Below are 21,707 nucleotides of genomic sequence, written 5' to 3'. Positions count from 1 at the left end.
TGCCCCCTCATGCGGCGTGCGGTTCGAGATACGGGTTCGGCTGCGACGCCGGAAACGCTTCGCACACGCCGAGTGCGACTGTAATCGTCCCTTCATCCTTCGCGGGCAGCACGACCGTCCAGCCCAAACGCGGCGATACGGCCGCGCGTGACTTGCCTACCGCGGGCTCGGGCGTGTAGCGCGAGGACATCTGCATACGCATGTGCACATCCGCCTTCGTGCCGATATATAGCCGCGCCAACGCCATCAAATCCCGATGCAGCCACGCGCCCGGCAACAGATCCTGCGCCTGCTGCGCGTTCGTGGGACGCAGCGTCACGCGAACCGCGCGGCTGCGATAGTGCAGGCGCTTGCCGAGCACGTAGCCACCGCCCAGACCCCTCGGCCTGACTTCCGGCGCCGCTTTCGCGCTCAACGGCTGCCCTTGTCCCGCACGCCGCGCCACCGGCCAGAACTCGTCGACGCGCACATCCACGCCCGGCGCGCCCAATGCGATCACGCCGGCCAACCCCTCGGGCGTGCGCGTGCGCTGAATCAGCAGCCCCAGCAACGCGAGCATGCGCGAGTCGGGCAAGCCCGCGCGCGCAGGCTTGCTGCCCCAGCCGAAGCCGGCGAGACACAGCAGGCTTTTAGAATATGGATCGGCGCCGCCGTACCGGAAGGTTTCCGGATAGCGGTACTTCTTCCACGCGCGATACAACAGCGTCACGAACCGGTGATTGAACTGATCCAGAAACGCTTCGACGGCTTCGTGCCCTTCCTCGCGCATGGCGATGTCGTCGAGATAGTGCGTCGGCATCACCGCATCGACGCCGTACAGGCCCATGAAGGTCGTGCGGATCGTCGGCGGCAGCGGTTCGCCGTATCCGCCGTCGTCGGTGTCATCGAACTCGACCGCCGCGATTTCGCCTGCCGGAAAGCCCATGCGCGGGCTCGGACGGAAACGCACCGGTTCGTGCGCCGGCGTGTCGCGTTCGCCGAAACCGGCACGGTCCGGCGCGCTCGCTTGGAACAGCCGGCACAGTTGCATGAAGTTCATGCGCGGCGCGCGCGAGAGCAATGCAGCGACCAGCGGCTCCACATTCGGAATATCGCGCGGCTTCATAGCGGCGCCCGATGCGACTTGCTGCGCGGCCATTCGATACGCGCCTTCGACGGCAGCGTCACGAGCGCGAGCTTCGTAAAAAGATTCACTTCCGCATACGACTCGAAGAAGCGATGCAGCAGTTCGCCGAACAGCATCACATCGCCCTCTCCGGAGAAGGCTTGCGAATCGAGCGTGACTTCGATCAGTACACCGCGTTCGACCGCGCCACCGGTGATCTCCTCGAGCAGTTCCTCCGATACGTGCAGAATGCCCGCCAGCCGTCTTCGATTGAGTTCATCGTTGGTCCAGTCATAGAGCGCGAGCGCGCCGCGCAGCACTTCCGCGTTCATCATCGAGAGGAAGTTGGGCGCGAGATGCGAGAGCACCCGCCACTGGAAGCGGTCGCCGGTGGGCGGATAGAGCGGCAGCGTGGGCGCCACGAGGTTGCGCACGCCACCGACGTTCGGCGTGCTTTCAGCGAGTTCGTCCAGACGCGCCTCGCGCAAACCCTTGCGCGGCAGAAGTCCGTTGGTGCCGGTGACGCGCAGCGACAGGCTTTCCTCGGGGAGATCGGCCATCGACTCCCACGCGTTCCCGCCGAGAATCAGCCAGGTTTCGTGCAGACCGTCCAGCCCCGCGCGCACGCGCGTGTGGAAATACCGTTCGGGCGATTCGTGCCGCAACATTCCGCCCCGATGACGGAAGGTCGCGAAGGGCACGTACTCATAGCGCTCGGAGGTCAGGTGATCGAACGACTCGACTGCATCGACCGAATAGGTTTCTACGTGGCCGCCCTGATAGCCTGCCGGCACCACGCGATATTCCGTTTCGTGATGATCGATGGTGACGGTTTCGGCATCGAGTTGAAAAAGGTTGATGACGGGCGAGCAGAACAGGCGCACGTTGTCCTTGTTGAAGCGCTGGTCGGACGGATAGGCCTTCCGGAGCACGAACTCCAGCTCGAACCGGGTCGACTGTTCGGGAAGCTGATCGAGGTCGAAACCGCAAATGTCGACGAAGAGAAACTTCTCGCGGAACGTGAAATATTCGAGCAGCAACTGATATCCGGAGAACGCGGCATCGGCCTTGGGCCACAGGCGTTCGTCGGCCGAAAATCCCGCTGCTTCGAGCGTGATGCCCGGGAGCGGGCGCGCCTCGCCATCGCGGACTTCGGGCACGCGCCAATTGATCGACTCGACGTGACGCGTGAACGCCAGATGCATCGCGAAGGCGGTCGGCAGCTCCGCGCTCAAATGCAGGCGGATGCGCGACAGGTCTGTCTCGGCGCGTCGCGTCGAATGATCGAGTTCGAACGCGATGCGGATCACCGATTTGCCGTCATGACGCACGGCGGGTCCGGCCCGGGTGATCTGGAGCGGCTGAAGCGTCACGGCTTGCGTCGTGCGATAAAGGCACTGCACGGTTTCAGGCGTCACGCCTTCTCCGTGCTCCTTCGGTACGGGAATCGGCGCGGAGCGCACGGGCACGCCGGCCGGCACGGCAATCGTGCTCTGCATCTTCTCGCCGAGGGGAATGAGTTCCACCACCGAGAGCGACGGAATCATCCGCAGATAGTGCGGCCACAGGAGACTGACGAGGCCTTCGGTCAGTTCCGGGAGTTCGTCGTCGAGTTTTTGCTGCAAACGGCCGGTCAGAAACGCAAAACCTTCGTAGAGGCGCTCGACATATGGATCGCGATCGCCGATGCGATCCAGATTGAGCATGCGCGCGCGGTCCGGATGCGCCCGGGCGAACTCGCGCCCCGACTCGCGCAGATAGCGCATTTCGGCTTCGTAGTAGCCGAGCACGGGATCGTCGTGATGGGTGTCGATAGCGGCGTTCGGGTCGCCGTCGATTGCGTAGGGGTTCTTCATTGTTTCGTCAAGAGAGCGTCAACGCGCGCGCCGGATCGAGCACGGTCAGTTGGTTGCGCAGATCGTCGATGCGCGCGGTAAGTTTGGTCTTGTCGGCATCTTTGCGCGTCGTTTGCGATTTCAGCGCGCGTAGCAGTTGCTGCTTCACTTCGAAGACGAGCGCCGGTTCCCAGCGCGTAAGCGGCAGCGTTGTGGCGGCGGCGTCGAGTTCGGCGAGCAGGGCCAAGGTGGCGTCCGTGCGGCCGGCGAAGTCGGCGACGCGCGCCATCACCAGGCGCTGCAGATACCGATGACGTTCCGTCCTCATGCCCGGCAACGCGTCGAGCCACGCGAACGCCGCTTCGACGCCTTCTCGCGCCGACACATCGCGCGCCTGTGCTTCGATTTCCGGCCAATCGCCGGCTGAGTGCTCGTCCGCATCGGCGGACACGGGCAGCGCCGCCAAGCTCTCGCCCGCTTCGAGATCGCGGACCACCGCGTGACGGGCGATCCATTCGAGCGTGGCGTCGTCGGCGAAGGGCGTGCCGTCGTTGAACGACAGACGCTCAATTCCGGGCAGGCGTTCGAGGAAAAGTGCGAAGTCGGCGCGCAGCAACTCCCGCCATGCGCTGTAGGGCGCGCCCGCGTTATCGAGCGCCACGTGCTGGAAATATTGCAGGTCGAACCACAAGTGGTTGACGCCTTCCATGAATGCGCCTTCGACGCGTTCGAGCAATTCGTTCCACTGCTTCTGCAGCACGAGCCGCTTGAACTGCTGGCGGAGCTCAGCGCGCGGCGGTTCGATGCGAGTGCGTCCACTCGCGTCGCCAGGCGGCACTTCGTGCAGCGTGTCCCAACGGATGCCGCGCACCAGACGCGCCGATGGCAGATAGCCGTTCTCCTGATCGCGCAGCCACGCGGCCATCGTGCGAGCCTGATCCAGCAGGTCGCGCGTCGAAGCGATCGGGCCCGAGGACGGCAGCGTCGAACTCGTGGGAATCGGTGCGGTCGCGCTCGGCTCGGCGCTTTGCGTGTCGTCGTTACGCTCGAAGCGCACGACGAGCGCCTGCAGATTCGGACGCGCGGCCTGAGCCCACTCACTCGTGCGCCCGACGATCACATCCAGCGCGGCGATTGCGCGTTCCAGGTCGACAGGCGCGAATGCGCCACGGACATCGAGCAGGTCGAGGATGCGCGCGGTCGCAATCATCTCCAGCGCGCCCTTCTTCGCTTCGGCGCGCGATGGGTGCAGCAGGTCACCGAACCGGTCAACCAAAGCCGCGATCAGTTCGAGGCCGTCCGCGAATCCGGCCGTGCCATCCTGACGCAGACGCGCAAACGCATAAAAGCTCGCCACGCGCAGGTCCTTGCCGATTTCCTTTGTCAGTTGCTCGCAGGTGCGGGCGATCAAGGCATCGTCGATGTCCGACAGCTTGCCCGCTTCGTCCTTCACTTCGAAGAAGGCATCTTCGTAACCGGGATCGCGCCCGACATCGCTTTCACCGGAAAGCGGCACGAGCCATGCGCTCCATGCGTCGAGGCGCGCTCGCGCAAACTGCTCGGCGTCCTGTGCCGGAAAGAGTTTCTTGAGAAGACTTGCCAGCATCATTCATCTCCCGGCAGGGGTACACCCGCTTTTCGCGCGGCAATGAACGCGCCTGGCGGTAGAAGTGGAGGATTGGGGCCCGCGGATCGATCAACGAATGACTTGGTCTCGCAGATGCGCGCGGGCGACGTGAAATTCCGCGACGTAAGGATGTCGAGCGGACCCGCACCGCTCTCGGCGCGCAACTGGACTGAAAGCGTCGGCCCCGCATTCTGATCAGGCGACCACGAGAGTCGATAGCGCGCGTTGTCACGCTGTGAGATCTTTGCGCGAGTCATCAAACGGATGAGCGCGAAGCGCGCCTGCGGATATAGCGTCGAGCGCAAGCCGCCCGCGTCGATCTGCGTTTGGAGCCGGGCAATGTTATTCAGCGCCCGCCCCGGCGATGCGAACGGCAGCCGCTGCTCTATCTGATTTGAGCAATGAAACTTTTGACCGGATGACACGATCTTCATACCGATGATGCCGGGCGTCGGTACGCCTCGCGTTCCTCAATCTCATGAAACTCGTAGGCCTGACTCGGCAACACCTTTGACATGCGAAACACTCCCCTGATATGCGCCATCTGTTCGATTACAGCAACGACGGACGCGCTATCGGCTCGAAGGTTGCATCGCACGATTCATTGGCATGCCGAATGATGCCAAAAATCAGCGGGATCGTGCCCCGGTATTTTTATGAGCAGCGTTGTATGGCGCTTATTTGGGAATTGTCCGAATGTAGGGCGCTTTGGGTGACGTCGCAGTCGCCGATCGTGCGTCTGCAGCTTGACGGAAGTTCTAAGGCAGCAGCGCACTGCTAAGCCACCGCCCTCACACGGATCAGATTCGGGACCCTGAGCAATCGATCGATCTCCCGGCCGAGCGACTGCCACGCATCGGCCCGATTGAACTTGTCGACGTGTCGACGAACTGAAGACGCGGGCGGACCACGAAATCGTCGGTGTTCATCGCAGCAACGTGCGAATGCAGCGGCGCGGCGGTCTCTCAACATGACTGCCATCCGGTAGATAGCCGCCGCAAGCCTGCAGTTCATGCGGACCAATACCCTTTTTCGATCGCTGATCGAGCGCGCAGATCCTGTCGAGGCGCGCCTTGCATAGGCGCGTTGCGGTCGGATCGGCGGGCGAGCACGTTCTGGCAGAAATGGATGTAGAAGTTCTTTTTGTACTGGTCCGGACCGAATAAAATCGCCACGAGCGCGTACCGCGTCCGACCGTCTGCCAGCATTTTGTCTTCAACGCATCGACCTGATTCGGACGCCATGCGGGTTCATAGTTGCGCCGAAACTTACTGACTGGCTGCAAGTGTTTGTAGGCGCCATTGCGGCAGCGCTCACTTTGGTCAATACGGCATTGCTTGGCTGGTTGGCTTGGAAGTCCGCAAAGGCGGCTGACCTTAGCGCGAAAGCTGCCTTGTCGAGTGCAAGCATAGCTTCCGCAACTCAGCGTCCGCGATTCGTTGTTGATGATATGTCCGTCGGCGAGTTTCATTCGACGGAGTACGGTTCGTTGCACGGCATCATTCGCGTGCGATTGAAGAACCACGGCGTGACTAGTGCGGAGGTCACAGCCCAGCGTTGTTTAATTGAAGTATCGAACGGAAATCCGTCGCATCCCTAATACGTCGACGGTAACGCGTCGTTTAATCCGGGCTTTCGAGAGATACCGAGGACCTACGGGCAGATCGTCTCAACAGACAATGACGTTGTGGTTGAGCAGGGACTTAATCTTTCTCCTGACATTTTGAGGAGCATTCGTAGCGGGTCAACAAAGCTTTGGGTACTTGGCTGCCTATCTTACCGAGACTATCTTGACGAAGAGTGGGGCAAGGGATTCATTGGGCTACTTCCGCGCTTGCAATCTCAGCAGTTTGGGTCAAACGGGCCCGCCTCTTCATACGTCCTCGTGGAAATGCTACCGTACATGAAGTTACACGCCGGGGAGCCATTAACGACCATGGCTATTTCATTGCCGAACGAGACGATGAGTAGGATTTCAAACATTAGAGTCGTCGAGATTTTTGTGCTATCGAATCTGACTGCACTCACTCACCTTTCGCTCAGTTACGTAAGCTCTTCATCTTCTGCGGGGATGGGGCCGAGAGTGCGGTGGGGAGCGTGAGGATGAAGACATGGAGGATGGTCTGAGATGATTCGCACGATTTAACAACGATCAAGACATGATGCACACGTGCTCGCTATTCCTTGGGATTCTTCACTCTGTCGCAGCCTTTTGTACGCCAACGCCCGATGACGACGGTTGGAAGATTGCAGACTACATATCATTAGCCAGCGCGATCTTCACATTGTTGGGCGTGCTCTCAGCTTTTGCTGTAGCGATCGCTGTTCCCTATTTTCAGAATAAGCATTCGGCGATTCTGGCAGAAGAGAAAGAAAGAGCTGAAGTCTGCTCTTTTCTACAAGCCATACGGGCGGAAGCAAGCGTTGCATGGAAGAACTACAGTCGCATACGGCCAAACTTTCAGGATGTGGAGACCGGAACGAACTACATCGGAGCCAATTTTCTGTTCAGCGAAAAATCGTTTTCGATCTATGACAATGCAGGCGTGCAGGTCGGTAGGGTTTCGGATGTCGGATTGCAGGAGAGCATCGTTGAGACCTACGCCCTCGCGAAGAGTCTGATCGTGACTTTTCACATCAATAACGCGTCGATCCATGAACTGAACGGCCTGCGAAGTCTTCCGCTAGTTTCGGGAGCGATGCCGTGGGAGCGCGTTGAGCAAATCAAGCAGATTCTTGCGAAACTGACCTCACAAGCCGTCAATCTGAAGGAACTCGACGCCGCGCTTGAAAAGAGCGTGACGGACTTATTGCAGCGGATAGATGGATACCTCGCGCAATGCTCTCGAACCAAAATCTGTATTAAGGCATGAGCCTCCCATCTCCAGCGGGGTTTTTTGTGTCCACCCTTATCCGTGAGCAGCCAAAACGCCGTGGCCGCGCACCGGGCAGCGCGCACAGGAGCGCCGTGCCTCGGCCCGCTCCAAGGCCGACGAGGCCGCCCCCACCGACCCCAGGCTGCTCTATCCGCTTGCCATAGTGGTGCGCGACCGCTCCCGACCGTGCCGCCGCTGGCGCGCGACCGACCGCATCGGCCCGTTGACGGTCGATTAGGCGCTGAACAATTCCTAACGCCAATACCACGGCATCCTCGATCCGGGGAACGCGCAACTCGACGCGGCCTCCGGTATCGACATTCAGATATCGCTCACAAAGCATAAAGTCGACGTATTGGTCGCGTGGATGTGCGATCTGCTTCAGGGCAGCGCCGACGCCCCCGGCGTTGGTCGAGCCCATCCCGATTTCCGACCTCTCGCGTGCGAACGCAGATTATCCGAGCGAGGCGAAGATTACTTCGAGCGGATAGCAATGTCGAGTCGCAACAAAAAGCTCCGGCTTTGCTCTTCCGACTCCTTCGCGTTACGTTGATCCCTGTTTGGGATGAAGCGGGCTCATGGTGGGTTCCTTTTATTTTGGGATGCAGAATAGAAGCGGCGCAAACCCAGGCTGGGCAAGGCGGCAACGTCAACCGCCGCGTGGGTGCTGTGACCCACCAGCGTCCCCAAACGCGTCTCGCCCCAGTGCGTCACATGGACCCACATCGTCCCCGCCATTGTCCCCGGTGTGTCCCTGAAGGCAAACTGGTGGCGGAAAAGTGGCGCTAAGTCTCTGAATTAGCGGAGAATGCAATGGTGGGCCGGGTGGGACTCGAACCCACTATCGGTCGATTATGAGTCGACAGCTTATACCAGTTAAGCTTCCGGCCCTTCAAGAGAGACAGGGCAAAAAGAAAGCGCCGCTATCGGCGCTTTCCATCACATCAGAATTTTGCGCGAGGCAACTGCGAAGGGTAGCGAGTTTGCCTCACAACGCCTCTCAAAACAAGCCCCGTCAGTTGCCTTCGAGGAACGACTTCAGCTTGTCCGACCGGCTCGGATGCCGCAACTTGCGCAGCGCCTTCGCCTCGATCTGGCGAATCCGCTCGCGCGTCACGTCGAACTGCTTGCCGACCTCTTCCAGCGTGTGATCCGTGCTCATCTCGATGCCAAAGCGCATGCGCAATACCTTCGCCTCGCGCGGCGTCAGCGAGTCGAGCACGTCCTTCACGACATCGCGCATCGACGCATGCAACGCCGCATCCGACGGCGCCACCGTGTTCGTATCCTCGATGAAATCGCCGAGATGCGAATCGTCGTCGTCGCCGATCGGCGTCTCCATGGAGATCGGCTCCTTCGCGATCTTCATGATCTTGCGGATCTTGTCCTCCGGCATTTCCATCTTCTCGGCGAGCGTTGCCGGATCCGGCTCGAGACCGGTTTCCTGCAAGATCTGCCGCGAGATGCGGTTCATCTTGTTGATCGTCTCGATCATGTGAACCGGAATGCGGATCGTACGCGCCTGATCCGCGATCGAACGCGTGATCGCCTGGCGAATCCACCACGTCGCGTACGTCGAAAACTTATAACCACGACGATATTCGAACTTGTCCACCGCCTTCATCAGGCCGATGTTGCCTTCCTGAATAAGATCGAGGAACTGCAAGCCGCGATTCGTGTATTTCTTCGCGATGGAAATCACGAGACGCAGATTCGCCTCCGTCATTTCACGCTTCGCCTGACGCGCCTTCAATTCGCCCGCCGCCATCTGACGGTTGGTTTCCTTCAAGTCCTTCAACGGCAACACGACGCGCGCCTGCAAGTCGAGCAAACGTTGCTGCTGCTCGCGGATCGCCGGAATATTGCGCTCGAGCACCGCGCTGTACTCGTGCCCTTCAGCTACGACCTTGTCGGACCATTCGAGATCCGTCTCGCTACCCGGGAAGCGCGTGATGAATTCGGCCCGCGGCATGCCGCACTTGTCGACCACCGTATGCAGGATCTGACGCTCCACCTGACGCACTTCGTCGACTTGCGCGCGCAGCGTGTCGCACAGACGCTCGACGGTACGCGCGGTGAAGCGGATGTTCATCAGCTCCGTCTGGATGGCTTCCTGCGCCTTAAGATAGGCCTTCGACTTATAGCCTTCCTTCTCGTAGGCGCGGCGCATCTTGTCGAACCATTCGCTGATGAGCGCGAATTTCTCGAGCGACTGGAGCTTCAAGGCTTCGAGTTGCGCGGCATTGGCGCTGGCTTGCGCGCTGCCGTCGTCCTCTTCTTCCTCTTCCTCGTCGCCCTCTTCCTCGGTTTCCTCGTCTTCCGATTCGATCGCTTCCGCTTCCTGCTCGGAGAAGCCGTCCGTGTCCTGCGCGTTCGGATCGATCAGGCCGTCGACGAGTTCATCGACGCGAATCTCCTCGTTCTGCACGCGCTCGGCCATCGCGAGAATGTCGGCGATAGTCGTCGGGCACGCGGAGATGGCCATGACCATGTGCTTGAGGCCGTCCTCGATGCGCTTCGCAATCTCGATTTCGCCTTCGCGCGTCAACAGCTCGACCGTGCCCATCTCGCGCATGTACATGCGGACCGGGTCGGTCGTGCGGCCGAATTCGGAATCGACGGTGGAGAGCGCGACTTCGGCCTCTTCCTCGACTTCGTCGTCGGAGGAAGCGTTCGGCGCGTTGTCGTTCAGCAGCAGCGTTTCGGCATCGGGCGCTTGTTCGTACACCGCCACGCCCATGTCATTGAACGTGCTGATGATGCCCTCGATCGCCTCGGTTTCGGTGAAGTTGTCCGGAAGGTGATCGTTGATTTCGCCATAGGTGAGGAAGCCGCGCTCCTTGCCGAGCTTGATGAGCGCGCGCAACTTGCCGCGCCGCTCTTCCAGTTCCTCGACGGTGCCCGGCGCGCTCGACGAGAACGCGTCCTTCAGCAGCGCCTTTTCTTTCGCACGACGGTCGCGAGCCTTGGCCTTTTCGACCTTCGCCGCAGGCGCGGCGCCAGACTCTGCGTTTTGCACTGCGTCGTCTTCGACGGATACATCGTTCAGCTTTTTCGTCATGGAGTTCGCCATACCGGCTTTAGTCTCGACTCGCGGCTGCTGGACAACAGCCGATGGAACCGTGAATACTCAATACGCGCACGCTGCTTCGTCCTGCGTGCCCTGCCCGGAGCGCCATCGCGGTTCGAACGAGTGTGAATCGTCTCCTCGCCCTACCCTCAATTAGCAGCCGCTTCCCTTAAGCCCGTCTGTACGTCGGCATGCTTATCGGCCCGTTCCGTGTAATTTATGCGGCGCGCGTCACCTTGCGCCACGCACTGTCGTTCCGGAGCCGATTCAGCCACCTTTCTGCTTCCACTTCCCTATGCAAAACAACTCGAATCGCGCTTTGTCGACTGCTCGTTGCTAACGCTCTTCTTCTGTCAAAAAACGACGAATGAGCCCAAACAGTTGACAAAAAGCAATTCGGTTTGAACTTTATATTATAGCATTCTCACCTGCCGGCATCCGGGCTCGCGCCCCGCCCTGCCTTGATCTGAGCCACTTTGGCCGACAATTCCGAAAACTCCGCCACCTCTTCCGCCGACAAACTCGACTGCCGCGCCAGCTGATCCAGCCGCGCGCGATAGCTGTCGTGCCGCAACTTCACCACCGTCGCCTGCAATTCTTCCGCGAGCAGGCGCTTCTGTTCCTCGACACGCTGCGCCGCGTCCTCATCGGACGGATCGCGCATCAGTAAATCGCGAACGTTTTCATCATAGGCGAGAATTTCCTGAAAGATATCGTCGTATGTTGGCGCGTTTGCTGCATTTCTCAAGATCTCCGACAGCAACTGGAATTCCGCCGCGCCGCCGAGTTCGCGCGCGTGAGAAATCACTTCACCGAACAATTCGCCGTGCTCCGTCATCGTTACCAGCGTGTGCTCGCTGTCCTGACTGAGCGAAACCGCAATGCCGGGATACATCACCAGATTGCGTAGCGCACGCTGTTCCTGCCCGGTAACACGACGCCGCTCGCTCTTCGGCACATTCGCGCGCGCGACTGCGGCCGCGCGGGAATCGATGTCGCACAGCGCGGCGATTTCCGTGAACGGCGTGTCGAGCCGATCTGCCAACATATGCAGGATTTGCACCCGCAACGCGTTCGCGGGAAGCGCCTGCAGCAGCGGCTTCGCATCGAAGAGCGCTTTCGCGCGGCCTTCGGGCTGTTCGAGTTCCTTGTCGTTCAGCACTTCGTTGAGCAGGAATTGCGACAGCGGCATCGCGCGATCGACCTGTTCGCCGAATCCATCCGTACCGAACTCCCGCACGTAGCTGTCCGGATCGTGCTCCTTGGGCAGGAAGAGAAACTTCACCGTCCGGTTGTCCGCCGCATGCGGCAGCGCCGCCTCGAGCGCGCGCCGCGCCGCGCGCCGACCGGCCGAATCGCCGTCGAAGCTGAAAACGACGGCATCCGTCTGACGAAACAGTTTCTGCATGTGAACCGGCGTGCAGGCGGTCCCGAGCGTCGCCACCGCGTTCGCAAAACCGAGTTGCGCGAGCGCGACGACGTCCATATACCCTTCGACGACGAGCACATAGCCCAGTTCACGAATCGAGAGGCGCGCTTCGAACAGGCCGTAGAGCTCGCTGCCTTTACTAAAAAGCGGCGTTTCGGGCGAGTTGAGATATTTGGGCTCGCCGCCGTCGAGCACGCGTCCGCCGAAGCCGATCACGTTGCCCTTCACGTTGCGGATCGGGAACATCACGCGTTCGCGGAAGCGATCGTACCGACGCGCCTGCCCTTGCGAATCGGTCTTGTCGCTGAGGATCACGAGACCCGATTCGACGAGATTGTCGTCCCGATAATCGGGAAACGCCGATTCGAGGTTCTGCCAGCCATCCGGCGCATAACCGAGTCCGAAACGGGCCGCGACTTCGCCGGTCAAACCGCGCTTTTTCAAATAAGCGATGGCGTTCGGCGCACCGCGCAACTGCTTGCGATAGAAATCGCAAGCGGTCTGCATGACCTCCGTCAGCGCGACGCTCACTGCCTTGCTCGGCGCGCTCTCGCCGCCGCTTCCACGGAACGAGCCGGAAGGCTCTTGCGGCACCGTCAGTCCCGCGCCCTGCGCGAGATCTTTCACGGCCTCGGGAAACGTGAGGCCGGTGTGCTCCATCAGAAAGCCGATGGCCGTTCCGTGCGCGCCGCAGCCGAAGCAGTGATAGAACTGCTTGGTCGGGCTGACCGTGAACGAAGGGCTCTTCTCGTTGTGGAACGGACAGAGGCCCATGAAATTCGCGCCGCCCTTTTTCAACTGGACGTAGCGGCCCACCACGTCGACGATATCGACGCGGTTGAGCAAATCCTGCAGGAAAGCGTGCGGAATCACCGATTCAAAAGCGGCCGAAGTTACTTGGCGAGTGCGGCTTTCACCTGCGCGGAAACGGCGGTCATGTCGGCCTTGCCGGCGAGCTTCGGCTTGAGCACGCCCATCACCTTGCCCATGTCCTGCGGGCCAGCGGCGCCCGTCGCGGCGACGGCGGCCTGAACTTCGGCGGCGATCGCGTCGGCGGAAAGCTGCTCGGGCATGTACGCCGCGAGCACCGCAAGCTCCGCCTTTTCCTTGTCGGCGAGATCGGTGCGGTTCGCGGCCTCGAACTGGCTGATCGAATCCTTGCGCTGCTTGATCATCTTGTCGATGACGGCGGTGATGCCCGCGTCGTCGAGCGTGACGCGATCGTCGACTTCACGCTGCTTGATTGCCGCGAGCAGCAGGCGAATTGTGCCGAGGCGCTCGGTTTCCTTCGCGCGCATGGCAGTCTTCATGTCGTCGTTGATCTGGTCTTTGAGGCTCATCGTTCACCCGGTGCAATTGCGAAAGTTGATTTCCGGCCGGCGCACGCATCCTGCGAAAGCAAAAACCCGCTTGGGAGCGCTTCCTCAAGCGGGATGAGCAGACTGTTTTTCTGGCGCCGGCAGAAAGCGGAGAGAATCCTCCGATGACCGTCCGAGTATAGCAAACGGGTCCGCGTTTCGAGACTCGCCAAAACCCCCGGACGGACGCGCTCAGGCGGCGTTCGCCGCGTCTCGCGAATACTGGGCGGCGGCCTTGCCGGCCGCTACGCCGGACGCCCACGCCCACTGGAAGTTGTAGCCGCCGAGCCAGCCGGTGACATCGACTGCTTCGCCGATGAAATAGAGCCCGGCGACGCGTTCGCTCATCATCGTCGCGGACGAAAGCTCGCGCGTGTCGACGCCGCCGCGCGTCACTTCTGCCTTGCGATAGCCTTCGGTGCCGCTCGGCGTGAGCGTCCAGTCCGACAGCGACGCGCCGATCGCCTTCAACGTGCGATCGGGCAGATCGGCGAGCCGCGCATCGACCGGCACGTGCCGTGCTTCGAGCCACGCGTGCGCGAGCCGCGCCGGCACGTGCTCGGCCAGAAAGTTGCCGATCTGTTTTTTCGAGCCGGCTTTGGCTTCGATCAGCATGCCGGTTGCGTCGACATCGGGAAGCAGATCGACGTGAATCGGCTCCGACGTGTTCCAGTAACTCGAAATCTGCAGCACGCCCGGCCCCGACACGCCGCGATGCGTGAGCAACAAGTCTTCGTCGAATTCGCCGCGCGTCTTGCCCTTGCCCGTGCTGATGCGAACCGGCAGCGACAGCCCCGACAGTTCAGCGAACGGCGCCCAGTCGGCGGACGTGAACGTGAGCGGCACGAGCGCCGGACGCGTATCGACGAGCTTGTGGCCGAACTGCTTCGCGACGCGATAACCGAAGTCCGTCGCGCCGATCTTCGGGATCGACAGGCCGCCTGTCGCGATCACGAGCGCCGCCGCGCCGATCGCGCCCGCGGTCGTATCGAGCGAAAAGCGCGCGCCGTCGTGACGAATCTCGTGCACGGCGACCGGACGCCGCCACGCGACGCGGCCCGCATCGCACTCGCTCTTCAGCACGTCGATGATGGTGTCGCTGGAGTCGTCGCAAAAAAGCTGGCCCTTGTGTTTCTCGTGCCATTTCACGCGATATTGCTTGAGCAACGCGAGAAAATCGCGCGGCGTGTAGCGTGCGAGCGCGGAGCGGCAGAAATGCGGGTTCGCCGACAGAAAATTGGCCGGCTGCGCATTGACGTTCGTGAAGTTGCAGCGCCCGCCGCCGGAGATGCGGATTTTTTCTGCGAGACGCTCGGCGTGGTCGATGAGGACGACGCGGCGCCCGGATTGAGCGGCCACGGCCGCGCACATCATGCCGGCCGCACCCGCGCCGATGACGGCGATATCGAAGGATTCCATGGCGCGCATTTTACCGTCGACACGCTTGCGAGCGAGCGCTGCTATACTTTTTTGTTCCCTTTAAAGCATTGAATCCATGCTAGTTCTAGGCATCGAAAGCTCCTGCGACGAAACCGGCCTCGCGCTCTACGACACCGGGCGCGGCCTGCTTTCGCACGCTCTTCACTCGCAGATCGCGATGCATCGCGAATACGGCGGCGTCGTGCCGGAACTGGCTTCGCGCGATCACATCCGGCGCGCGCTGCCGCTGCTGGAGGAAGTGCTCGACAAGTCTGGCGCGCAACGCGGCGACATCGACGCCATCGCGTTCACGCAAGGGCCGGGACTCGCGGGCGCACTGCTCGTCGGCGCGAGCATCGCGAATGCGCTCGCGATGGCGTGGGACAAGCCGACCGTCGGCATCCATCATCTGGAAGGGCATCTGCTGTCGCCGCTGCTCGTCGATGAACCGCCGCCGTTTCCGTTCGTCGCGCTGCTCGTGTCGGGCGGACACACGCAACTGATGCGCGTGACGGATGTCGGCGTGTACGAGACGCTCGGCGAAACGCTCGACGATGCCGCCGGCGAAGCCTTCGACAAGACCGCGAAGCTGCTCGGCCTCGGCTATCCGGGCGGGCCGGAAGTGTCGCGGCTGGCTGAATTCGGCACGCCGGGCGCGGTCGCGCTGCCGCGCCCGATGCTCCATTCCGGCGATCTCGATTTCAGCTTCAGCGGCCTAAAGACCGCCGTGCTCACGCAAAGCCGCAAGCTCGGCAACAACATCTGCGAGCAGGCGAAGGCCGATCTGGCGCGCGGTTTCGTCGATGCCGCGGTGGACGTGCTCGTCGCCAAATCGCTCGCCGCGCTGAAGAAGACGGGACTCAAGCGGCTCGTCGTCGCGGGCGGCGTCGGGGCGAACCGGCAGTTGCGCGAGGCGCTGTCGGCGGCGGCGAAAAAGCGCCGTTTCGACGTGCATTACCCCGACCTGTCGCTGTGCACCGACAACGGCGCGATGATCGCGCTCGCGGGCGCGCTGCGGCTCGCGCGCTGGCCCGACCAGGCCGTGCGCGACTACGCCTTCACCGTGAAGCCGCGCTGGGATCTCACGTCGCTCGCGCGCGCCTGAGCCTTTTCGTTTTCATCGCGGCGGATTGAACGGCTGCGCGATCGCCTTGAAGACCGGCAGCGCCTCGCAGCGGTCGCTATGACCGATGAGCGTCGGCCAGCGCGTCGGACTGAAAATTTCCGGATGCGCCTCGCGCGCAAAGCGCAGCGCGCAGGCTACGGCGATATCGGCGTGGCCGATGGCATCGCCGAACCAGTAAGGCGACGCGCGCGGCGCACGGTCCGCTTCCAGCGCGTTCAACACGCGTTCGACCTGCCCCGTGCAGCGATCGAGCCACGCCTGCGATTTCTCCTTGTGCAGCACGCGTTCGTAGACGAGCGCGACGGCCTTGTCGGCGAGGCCGGTCGCCAGCGCGCAAACCTTCAGCGCCTGACGACGCTCCGCCCCGCTCGATGCGATCAGCGCACGCGCATCGCCCGCCTGTTCGTCGAGATAGTCGAGCATCATCGTGCTTTCGATCAGCGTATCGCCGGAATCGAGCACGAGCGTCGGCACGCGGCATAGCGGGTTGTAAGGCGCGATCTTGTCGGCATCGCTGAAGGTCGACCACGGACGATGCTCGAACGCGATGCCGTAGAGCTTCAGCGCGATCGCGACGCGCCGCACGAACGGGGAATCGTATTGACCGATGAGAATCACGATGCGCTCCGCAGGGTCGTGATGACGGGACGGCCAGTTTAAGCGCGCGCGGGCCTCGGAAACAACGGCCACGCGAACGACGCGCACACGCCCGCCGCGAGCCAGACCATCGGCCAGGAGCCGATCGCGAGCACATGCGGAATGGCGAGCGGCGTGAGGAAGAATCCCGCGAACACGGCCGTGTTCGCCATGCCGAGCGCGGTGCCGGCGCGCTCGGTGCCCGCGAGCGTCGCCAGTTCCGTGTAGGCGACGCCGTGCCACGCGGACACGCACACGCCCGCGAGTATCAGCATCGTCGCCAGCAGGGCGGGTATGTGCGCCGCGCCGAGCGCCGTCGCGATGCCGAGCACGACGAACGACGCGCACGCCGCGATCGTCGACACGCGCAGATACGCGCGGCGATTGCCATGCCGGTCCGTGTGACGCCCGCTCCAGACGCGCATCGCGATCGCGCCTGTCTGGAGCGCGGCCATCGTCGCGCTGATCGCGCTCACGCCGAAGCGCGCGGCGTCGTGCATGAAGATCGTCGCGAAGCTGAGCACCGCGAACTGCGGCACGCACAATACGCCGATGCCGAGCACGACGCGCCACACAAGTCCGTTCCTCAACGGTGCGGCGCTTTTGAGTCGGCTCGCGCGATGCATCGTCTCCGGCGGCTCGTGCAGCCAGCGCCAGGCGAAGATGCCGGAAAGCGCGCACATCGCGGCCAGCACGCCGAACACCGCGGCGAAACCATGCGCCGACGCAAGCCACGGCAGCAACGCCGCGCCGATGCCGCCGCCGAGCGGCACGGCCGTCTGGCGGATGCTCATCGCGAGGCCGCGCTCGCCTTCGCCGAACCACGCCATCACCGCGCGCCCGCTCGCTCCGTTGACACTGCCGCCGAGCAAGCCGAGCAAGCACATCGCGGCGACGAGAACGCCGAAGCTCGCCGTCGCAGGCGTCGCGAAGAGCGTCATCGCGAGAAGCAAACCCGCCGTCGAAAAGAGGCCCGTCAGCAGCACCGGACGATCGCCCCACTTGTCGGTCAGCACGCCCCACGGCAGTTCGGACAGCGCGACGCCCAAACCCAGCGCGCCTAGCACGACGCCGAGATGTCCGTTGTCGAGGTGATACGCGCTGCGCACCCAGACGGCGGTCGTCGGAAAGCCCGTCGCCGCCGCCGAAACGCTCGCGTTCGCCGCGACACCGACGCCCAACACTTTCCACCGATGCGCCCCGCTGAGGACCGCTTTCGAATTCAATGCGAGAGAAGTAGCCATGCTCAACCCATGAAAGATTTGACTGCGGTCAGTTTGCGGGCTTAGCATCATCCTGAAAATCGCAAATTTTGCGATAAAACGTTCGTCAAAACAGGATTGTCACGATGGCTCAGACGACTTTCGATCTCGCGGTGCTGCGCAGCTTCGTCGCGGGCGTGGACTTGGGAAGTTTTGCGAAGGCGGCGGATCGCGTCGGTCGCTCGACATCCGCCGTCAGCGCGCAGATTCACAAGCTGGAGGAACAGGCGGGCACGCCGCTATTCCGCAAATCGGGGCGCGGCCTTGCACTCACCGACGCGGGCGAGGTCATGCTGAACTACGCGCGGCGCCTCGTGGAACTGAACGACGAGGCAGCCGTGGCGGTACGCGGCGTCGATCTGGAAGGCTGGATCCGGCTTGGGATGCAGGAAGATTTCGGAGAAATCGTGTTGCCGGATGTCCTCGGCCGCTTCGCGCGGGCGCATCCAAAAGTGCGGATCGAAGCGCGTGTCGCGCGCAATACGGAGTTGCTGGAGCGCATCGGCGGCGGACAGCTCGATCTCGCGCTCGTGTGGGGCGCGGCGGGCGCGCCCGACAACAGTCAGGCGTCCAATTTGCCCGAACCGATAGCCGCGCCGCCGATGCGCTGGATCGCGTCATCGACCGTGCCCTGGCATTTCGATGCCGATGAACCCTTGCCGCTGATCGCGTTCGATCGTCCGTGCCTCTTCCACAGCGCGGCCGCGGCGGCGCTCGATCGCGCGGGCATCAAGTGGCGCGTTGCGTTCACGAGCCCGAGCCTGTCGGGGCTGTGGGCAGCGGCGGCGGCGGGGCTCGGTGTGACGGTGCGCACGAGCTACGGCCTGCCGTCGACCGTCCGGACACTCGATGGCGACGAAGGCGGCCTGCCCGCGCTGCCGTCGATTCCGCTCGCGCTGCATCGCGCGGCCGGAAAAGGCTCCCCGCTGGTCGAGCGGCTCGCATCGCTCGTGGTGGAATCGGTGCGAGAAGCGCATGTTTCGTCGGAAACGGCGCTCGCATAAGAAAAGAGCCGGTTCGATGACCGGCTCTTGATAGCGTGTTCAGGCGTCGCGGCGCTTGTCGCGCTCGATCACCGCGTAGGCGCTGTGATTGTGAATCGACTCGAAGTTTTCGGCTTCGAGCGTATAAGCGACGATGCGCGCGTCGGCGTTCAGGCGCGTCGCGACATCGCGCACGAGGTCTTCGACGAACTTCGGATTCTCATACGCGCGCTCGGTCACGAACTTCTCGTCGGGGCGCTTCAGCAAGCCCCACAGTTCGCACGACGCTTCCTCTTCCGCGATGCGGATCAGTTCCTCGACCGGCATTTCCTCGGCCAGCTCCGCCGCGATCGTGACGTGCGAACGCTGGTTGTGGGCGCCGTATTGCGAGATCTTCTTCGAGCACGGGCACAGGCTCGTCACCGGCACGAGCACCTTGAGCGACATGCGCGTTTCGCCGTCGCGGCGCTCGGCGACGAACGTCACTTCGTAGTCGAGCAGGCTTTTCACGCCGGACACCGGCGCGGTCTTCATCACGAAATACGGCAAGGTCACTTCCATGCGCCCCGAGTGGGCTTCGAGCTTCGCCAGCATCAAGGAGAGCATGCCGCGCAGCGCGTGCTGATCGACCGGCAGGCGATTCTCTTCCAGCAACGCGACGAACCGCGACATATGCGTGCCCTTCTGCTCGGCAGGCAGATGGACATCCAGATTCCATACGCCGACGGTCGGCTTCAGACCGTCTTCGGTCAACACCGTCAGCGGATAACGCACGCCCTTCACACCGACGCGCTGAATCGCGATCTGGCGCGTGTCGGGCGTGCTCTGAACGTCGGGCATCACGAAGGCGGGATTCATCTGATTCATTTGTTTTTCCTTATGCGCCGCGCGTCGCGTGAGACGCGCGGTTCGATACGTTCAAGCGCACACGGCGCGGGACGATGCCCGCGCCGTGTGCCAAAGCGTTGCTGCGCGGCGCACCCCGAGCGCGCCGTTCGTGCGGTACGCCGTCAGGCGACGCGCTTGGTCAGCTTGCCTGCGTTGGCGCTTTCGATGGCGTCGATGAAACGCTCGCGAATCGACTTGACGATGCCGGCCGCGTCCAGTCCGACGCTCGCAAGCAGCTTGGCCGGATCGCCGTGATCGATGAACACGTCGGGCAAACCGAGCTGCAGCACCGGTTTCACGACGCCGCCCGCGAGCAGCGCCTCGACGCACGCCGAGCCCGCGCCGCCCATGATCGCGCCTTCCTCGATCGTCACGATGGCGTCGTGCGTTTCGGCGAGTTCGCGCAGCAGGTCGGCGTCGACCGGCTTCACGAAACGCATGTTCGCGACCGTCAGATCCAGTTCCTCGGCAGCGGCGAGCGACGGCGCGACCATCGTGCCGAACGCGCAGATCGCGATGCGCTTGCCCGAACCCAGCTTCTGCGACGATTCGCGGCGGATCTCGCCCTTTCCGACCGGAATGGGCGTGAACTGCTTGACCGTCGCTACGCCCGTACCCGCGCCGCGCGGATAGCGCACGGCGGTCGGGTTCGGCTGCTGCAACGCCGTGTAGAGCATCTGCCGGCACTCGTTTTCGTCCGATGCGGCCATCACCGTCATGTTCGGGATGCAGCGCAGGAACGCGAGGTCGTAATTGCCTGCGTGCGTTGCGCCGTCCGCGCCGACGAGGCCCGCGCGATCGATCGCGAACACGACCGGCAGGTTCTGCAGCGCGACGTCGTGGATCAACTGGTCATACGCGCGTTGCAGGAAGGTCGAATAGATCGCGACGACGGGCTTCATGCCGTCCGCCGCCAATCCGCCCGCGAACGTAACCGCGTGTTGCTCCGCGATGCCGACATCGAAATAACGCTCGGGAAAGCGCTTCTCGAACTCGACCATGCCGGAGCCTTCGCGCATCGCCGGCGTGATGCCGACCACGCGCGAGTCTTGCGCGGCGACGTCGCACAGCCATTCGCCGAACACTTGCGTGTAGGTTTTCTTCGACGGCGCTGTCGACGGCTTGATGCCTTCGGCCGGATTGAACTTGCCCGGACCGTGATAGAGCACCGGATCGGCTTCGGCGAGCTTGTAGCCCTGGCCCTTCTTCGTCACGACGTGCAGGAATTGCGGACCGCGCAGTTCCTTGATGTTCTGCAGCGTCGGGACGAGCGAATCGAGATCGTGACCGTCGATCGGGCCGATGTAGTTGAAGCCGAACTCTTCGAACAACGTGGCCGGCACGATCATGCCCTTCGCGTGCTCTTCGAGCTTGCGCGCAAGATCGAGCACCGGCGGCGCATGACGCAGCACGCGCTCGACGCCCGCGCGCGCGGCGGCGTAGAAGCGGCCCGACATCAGACGCGCGAGATGGCGATTCAGCGCGCCGACGGGCGGCGAGATCGACATGTCGTTGTCGTTGAGGATGACGAGCAGCGGCACGTCATCGGCGACGCCCGCGTTGTTCATCGCCTCGAAAGCCATGCCGGCGGTCATCGCGCCGTCGCCGATCACGGCGATCGAATAGCGGTTGTCGCCTTGCAGCTTGTTGGCGATCGCCATGCCGAGCGCCGCCGAAATCGACGTGCTCGAGTGCGCGGTGCCGAAGGTGTCGTATTCCGACTCGGCGCGGCGCGGAAAGCCGGAAATGCCGCCTAGCTGGCGCAGCCCCGGCATGCGGTCGCGGCGGCCGGTGAGAATTTTGTGCGGATACGTCTGATGACCGACGTCCCAGACGATGCGGTCATTAGGCGTATCGAACACATAGTGCAACGCGATCGTCAGCTCGACCGTGCCCAGATTGGACGACAGATGGCCGCCCGTCTGGGACACGCTGTCGAGCACGTAGGCTCGCAGCTCGTCGGCCAGCGGTTGCAGTTGGCGGCGATCGAGGGCACGCAAATCGGCCGGATCGTCGATGGTTTTCAGCAAGTCGTACATCGTCGTCCCATTTTAGGAAAACTGGCGTGATTCGTTCGGCGCGATTGTTTCGGG

16 protein-coding genes and 1 tRNA gene are annotated in these 21,707 nt (G+C 62.7%); 3 read left to right on the top strand and 14 right to left on the bottom strand.

What is annotated here, in order from left to right; all coding sequences use genetic code 11:
• Positions 1-7: 7 nt before the first annotated feature.
• The 5 genes from tssG to AWB77_RS36520 form a co-directional block, all read right to left on the bottom strand.
• On the bottom strand, positions 8-1,138 hold the full coding sequence (gene tssG, locus AWB77_RS27690) for a type VI secretion system baseplate subunit TssG (RefSeq protein WP_061137660.1): 1,131 nt from the start codon (positions 1,136-1,138) through the stop codon (positions 8-10).
• Positions 1,102-2,961, bottom strand: a complete 1,860-nt coding sequence (gene tssF, locus AWB77_RS27685) for a type VI secretion system baseplate subunit TssF (protein ID WP_061137659.1) — start codon at positions 2,959-2,961, stop codon at positions 1,102-1,104. The genes tssG and tssF overlap by 37 nt, the downstream gene beginning before the upstream one ends.
• A 7-nt stretch (positions 2,962-2,968) precedes the next feature.
• Positions 2,969-4,549, bottom strand: a complete 1,581-nt coding sequence (gene tssA, locus AWB77_RS27680) for a type VI secretion system protein TssA (RefSeq protein WP_061137658.1) — start codon at positions 4,547-4,549, stop codon at positions 2,969-2,971.
• Positions 4,546-5,007, bottom strand: coding sequence for a type VI secretion IcmF C-terminal domain-containing protein (locus tag AWB77_RS27675; RefSeq protein ID WP_341845005.1), 462 nt, complete (start codon positions 5,005-5,007; stop codon positions 4,546-4,548). Before AWB77_RS27675 ends, tssA begins: the two co-directional genes overlap by 4 nt.
• Before the next feature lie 485 nt (positions 5,008-5,492).
• Positions 5,493-6,038: a hypothetical protein gene (locus AWB77_RS36520; protein WP_167354185.1), complete on the bottom strand. Its 546-nt coding sequence runs from the start codon at positions 6,036-6,038 to the stop codon at positions 5,493-5,495.
• Positions 6,039-6,726: 688 nt separating this feature from the next.
• On the opposite strand from AWB77_RS36520, the gene AWB77_RS27665 reads away from it, so the two are divergent.
• On the top strand, positions 6,727-7,440 hold the full coding sequence (locus AWB77_RS27665; protein ID WP_061137655.1) for a hypothetical protein: 714 nt from the start codon (positions 6,727-6,729) through the stop codon (positions 7,438-7,440).
• Between the two features lie 817 nt (positions 7,441-8,257).
• Here the strand turns inward: AWB77_RS27665 and AWB77_RS27655 are convergent.
• From AWB77_RS27655 to AWB77_RS27635, 5 genes are all read right to left on the bottom strand, one after another.
• A tRNA-Ile gene (locus tag AWB77_RS27655) sits at positions 8,258-8,334 on the bottom strand.
• Positions 8,335-8,458: 124 nt separating this feature from the next.
• Positions 8,459-10,516 carry an RNA polymerase sigma factor RpoD gene (gene rpoD, locus AWB77_RS27650; protein WP_074168979.1) on the bottom strand — a complete coding sequence of 686 codons (2,058 nt, stop codon included), beginning with the start codon at positions 10,514-10,516 and terminating at the stop codon, positions 8,459-8,461.
• A 421-nt stretch (positions 10,517-10,937) separates the two neighbouring features.
• Positions 10,938-12,815 carry a DNA primase gene (dnaG, locus tag AWB77_RS27645; protein WP_061137653.1) on the bottom strand — a complete coding sequence of 626 codons (1,878 nt, stop codon included), beginning with the start codon at positions 12,813-12,815 and terminating at the stop codon, positions 10,938-10,940.
• Positions 12,816-12,835: 20 nt separating this feature from the next.
• Positions 12,836-13,282 (bottom strand): GatB/YqeY domain-containing protein, encoded by a 447-nt coding sequence (locus AWB77_RS27640; protein WP_061137652.1) that lies wholly within the window; start codon positions 13,280-13,282, stop codon positions 12,836-12,838.
• 210 nt (positions 13,283-13,492) lie between these two features.
• Positions 13,493-14,719: a BaiN/RdsA family NAD(P)/FAD-dependent oxidoreductase gene (locus AWB77_RS27635; protein WP_061137651.1), complete on the bottom strand. Its 1,227-nt coding sequence runs from the start codon at positions 14,717-14,719 to the stop codon at positions 13,493-13,495.
• Positions 14,720-14,795: 76 nt separating this feature from the next.
• Here AWB77_RS27635 and tsaD point away from each other — a divergent pair, with 76 nt between their 5' ends.
• Positions 14,796-15,824: a tRNA (adenosine(37)-N6)-threonylcarbamoyltransferase complex transferase subunit TsaD gene (gene tsaD / locus AWB77_RS27630; RefSeq protein ID WP_061137650.1), complete on the top strand. Its 1,029-nt coding sequence runs from the start codon at positions 14,796-14,798 to the stop codon at positions 15,822-15,824.
• Between the two features lie 12 nt (positions 15,825-15,836).
• On the opposite strand, the gene AWB77_RS27625 is transcribed toward tsaD, so the two are convergent.
• Positions 15,837-16,463 carry a glutathione S-transferase family protein gene (locus tag AWB77_RS27625; protein WP_061137649.1) on the bottom strand — a complete coding sequence of 209 codons (627 nt, stop codon included), beginning with the start codon at positions 16,461-16,463 and terminating at the stop codon, positions 15,837-15,839.
• A 38-nt stretch (positions 16,464-16,501) separates the two neighbouring features.
• Positions 16,502-17,725, bottom strand: a complete 1,224-nt coding sequence (locus AWB77_RS27620) for an MFS transporter (protein ID WP_061137648.1) — start codon at positions 17,723-17,725, stop codon at positions 16,502-16,504.
• Positions 17,726-17,829: 104 nt separating this feature from the next.
• On the opposite strand from AWB77_RS27620, the gene AWB77_RS27615 reads away from it, so the two are divergent.
• Positions 17,830-18,747: a LysR substrate-binding domain-containing protein gene (locus tag AWB77_RS27615; RefSeq protein WP_061137647.1), complete on the top strand. Its 918-nt coding sequence runs from the start codon at positions 17,830-17,832 to the stop codon at positions 18,745-18,747.
• A 39-nt stretch (positions 18,748-18,786) separates the two neighbouring features.
• Here the strand turns inward: AWB77_RS27615 and folE2 are convergent, their stop codons facing one another.
• Both folE2 and dxs read right to left on the bottom strand, forming a co-directional pair.
• Positions 18,787-19,593 (bottom strand): GTP cyclohydrolase FolE2, encoded by an 807-nt coding sequence (gene folE2, locus AWB77_RS27610; protein ID WP_061137646.1) that lies wholly within the window; start codon positions 19,591-19,593, stop codon positions 18,787-18,789.
• A gap of 143 nt (positions 19,594-19,736) precedes the next feature.
• Positions 19,737-21,653, bottom strand: coding sequence for a 1-deoxy-D-xylulose-5-phosphate synthase (gene dxs / locus AWB77_RS27605; RefSeq protein ID WP_061137645.1), 1,917 nt, complete (start codon positions 21,651-21,653; stop codon positions 19,737-19,739).
• Positions 21,654-21,707: the final 54 nt, after the last annotated feature.

Source organism: Caballeronia fortuita, from assembly GCF_001544835.2.
Lineage (GTDB): Bacteria > Pseudomonadota > Gammaproteobacteria > Burkholderiales > Burkholderiaceae > Caballeronia > Caballeronia fortuita.
Note: the sequence above shows the minus strand (reverse complement) of the source record. Positions and strands in the feature narration are given on the sequence as shown.

Bases quoted from the DNA above. Each gene is read 5' to 3' on its own strand.
- AWB77_RS27615 (WP_061137647.1), top strand. From the start codon at position 17,830: ATGGCTCAGACGACTTTCGATCTCGCGGTGCTGCGCAGCTTCGTCGCG.
- AWB77_RS27640 (WP_061137652.1), bottom strand. From the start codon at position 13,282: ATGAGCCTCAAAGACCAGATCAACGACGACATGAAGACTGCCATGCGC.
- folE2 (WP_061137646.1), bottom strand. From the start codon at position 19,593: ATGAATCAGATGAATCCCGCCTTCGTGATGCCCGACGTTCAGAGCACG.
- rpoD (WP_074168979.1), bottom strand. From the start codon at position 10,516: ATGGCGAACTCCATGACGAAAAAGCTGAACGATGTATCCGTCGAAGAC.
- AWB77_RS27635 (WP_061137651.1), bottom strand. From the start codon at position 14,719: ATGGAATCCTTCGATATCGCCGTCATCGGCGCGGGTGCGGCCGGCATG.
- dxs (WP_061137645.1), bottom strand. From the start codon at position 21,653: ATGTACGACTTGCTGAAAACCATCGACGATCCGGCCGATTTGCGTGCC.
- tsaD (WP_061137650.1), top strand. From the start codon at position 14,796: ATGCTAGTTCTAGGCATCGAAAGCTCCTGCGACGAAACCGGCCTCGCG.
- AWB77_RS36520 (WP_167354185.1), bottom strand. From the start codon at position 6,038: ATGAAACTCGCCGACGGACATATCATCAACAACGAATCGCGGACGCTG.
- tssF (WP_061137659.1), bottom strand. From the start codon at position 2,961: ATGAAGAACCCCTACGCAATCGACGGCGACCCGAACGCCGCTATCGAC.
- tssG (WP_061137660.1), bottom strand. From the start codon at position 1,138: ATGGCCGCGCAGCAAGTCGCATCGGGCGCCGCTATGAAGCCGCGCGAT.
- AWB77_RS27620 (WP_061137648.1), bottom strand. From the start codon at position 17,725: ATGGCTACTTCTCTCGCATTGAATTCGAAAGCGGTCCTCAGCGGGGCG.
- tssA (WP_061137658.1), bottom strand. From the start codon at position 4,549: ATGATGCTGGCAAGTCTTCTCAAGAAACTCTTTCCGGCACAGGACGCC.
- AWB77_RS27665 (WP_061137655.1), top strand. From the start codon at position 6,727: ATGATGCACACGTGCTCGCTATTCCTTGGGATTCTTCACTCTGTCGCA.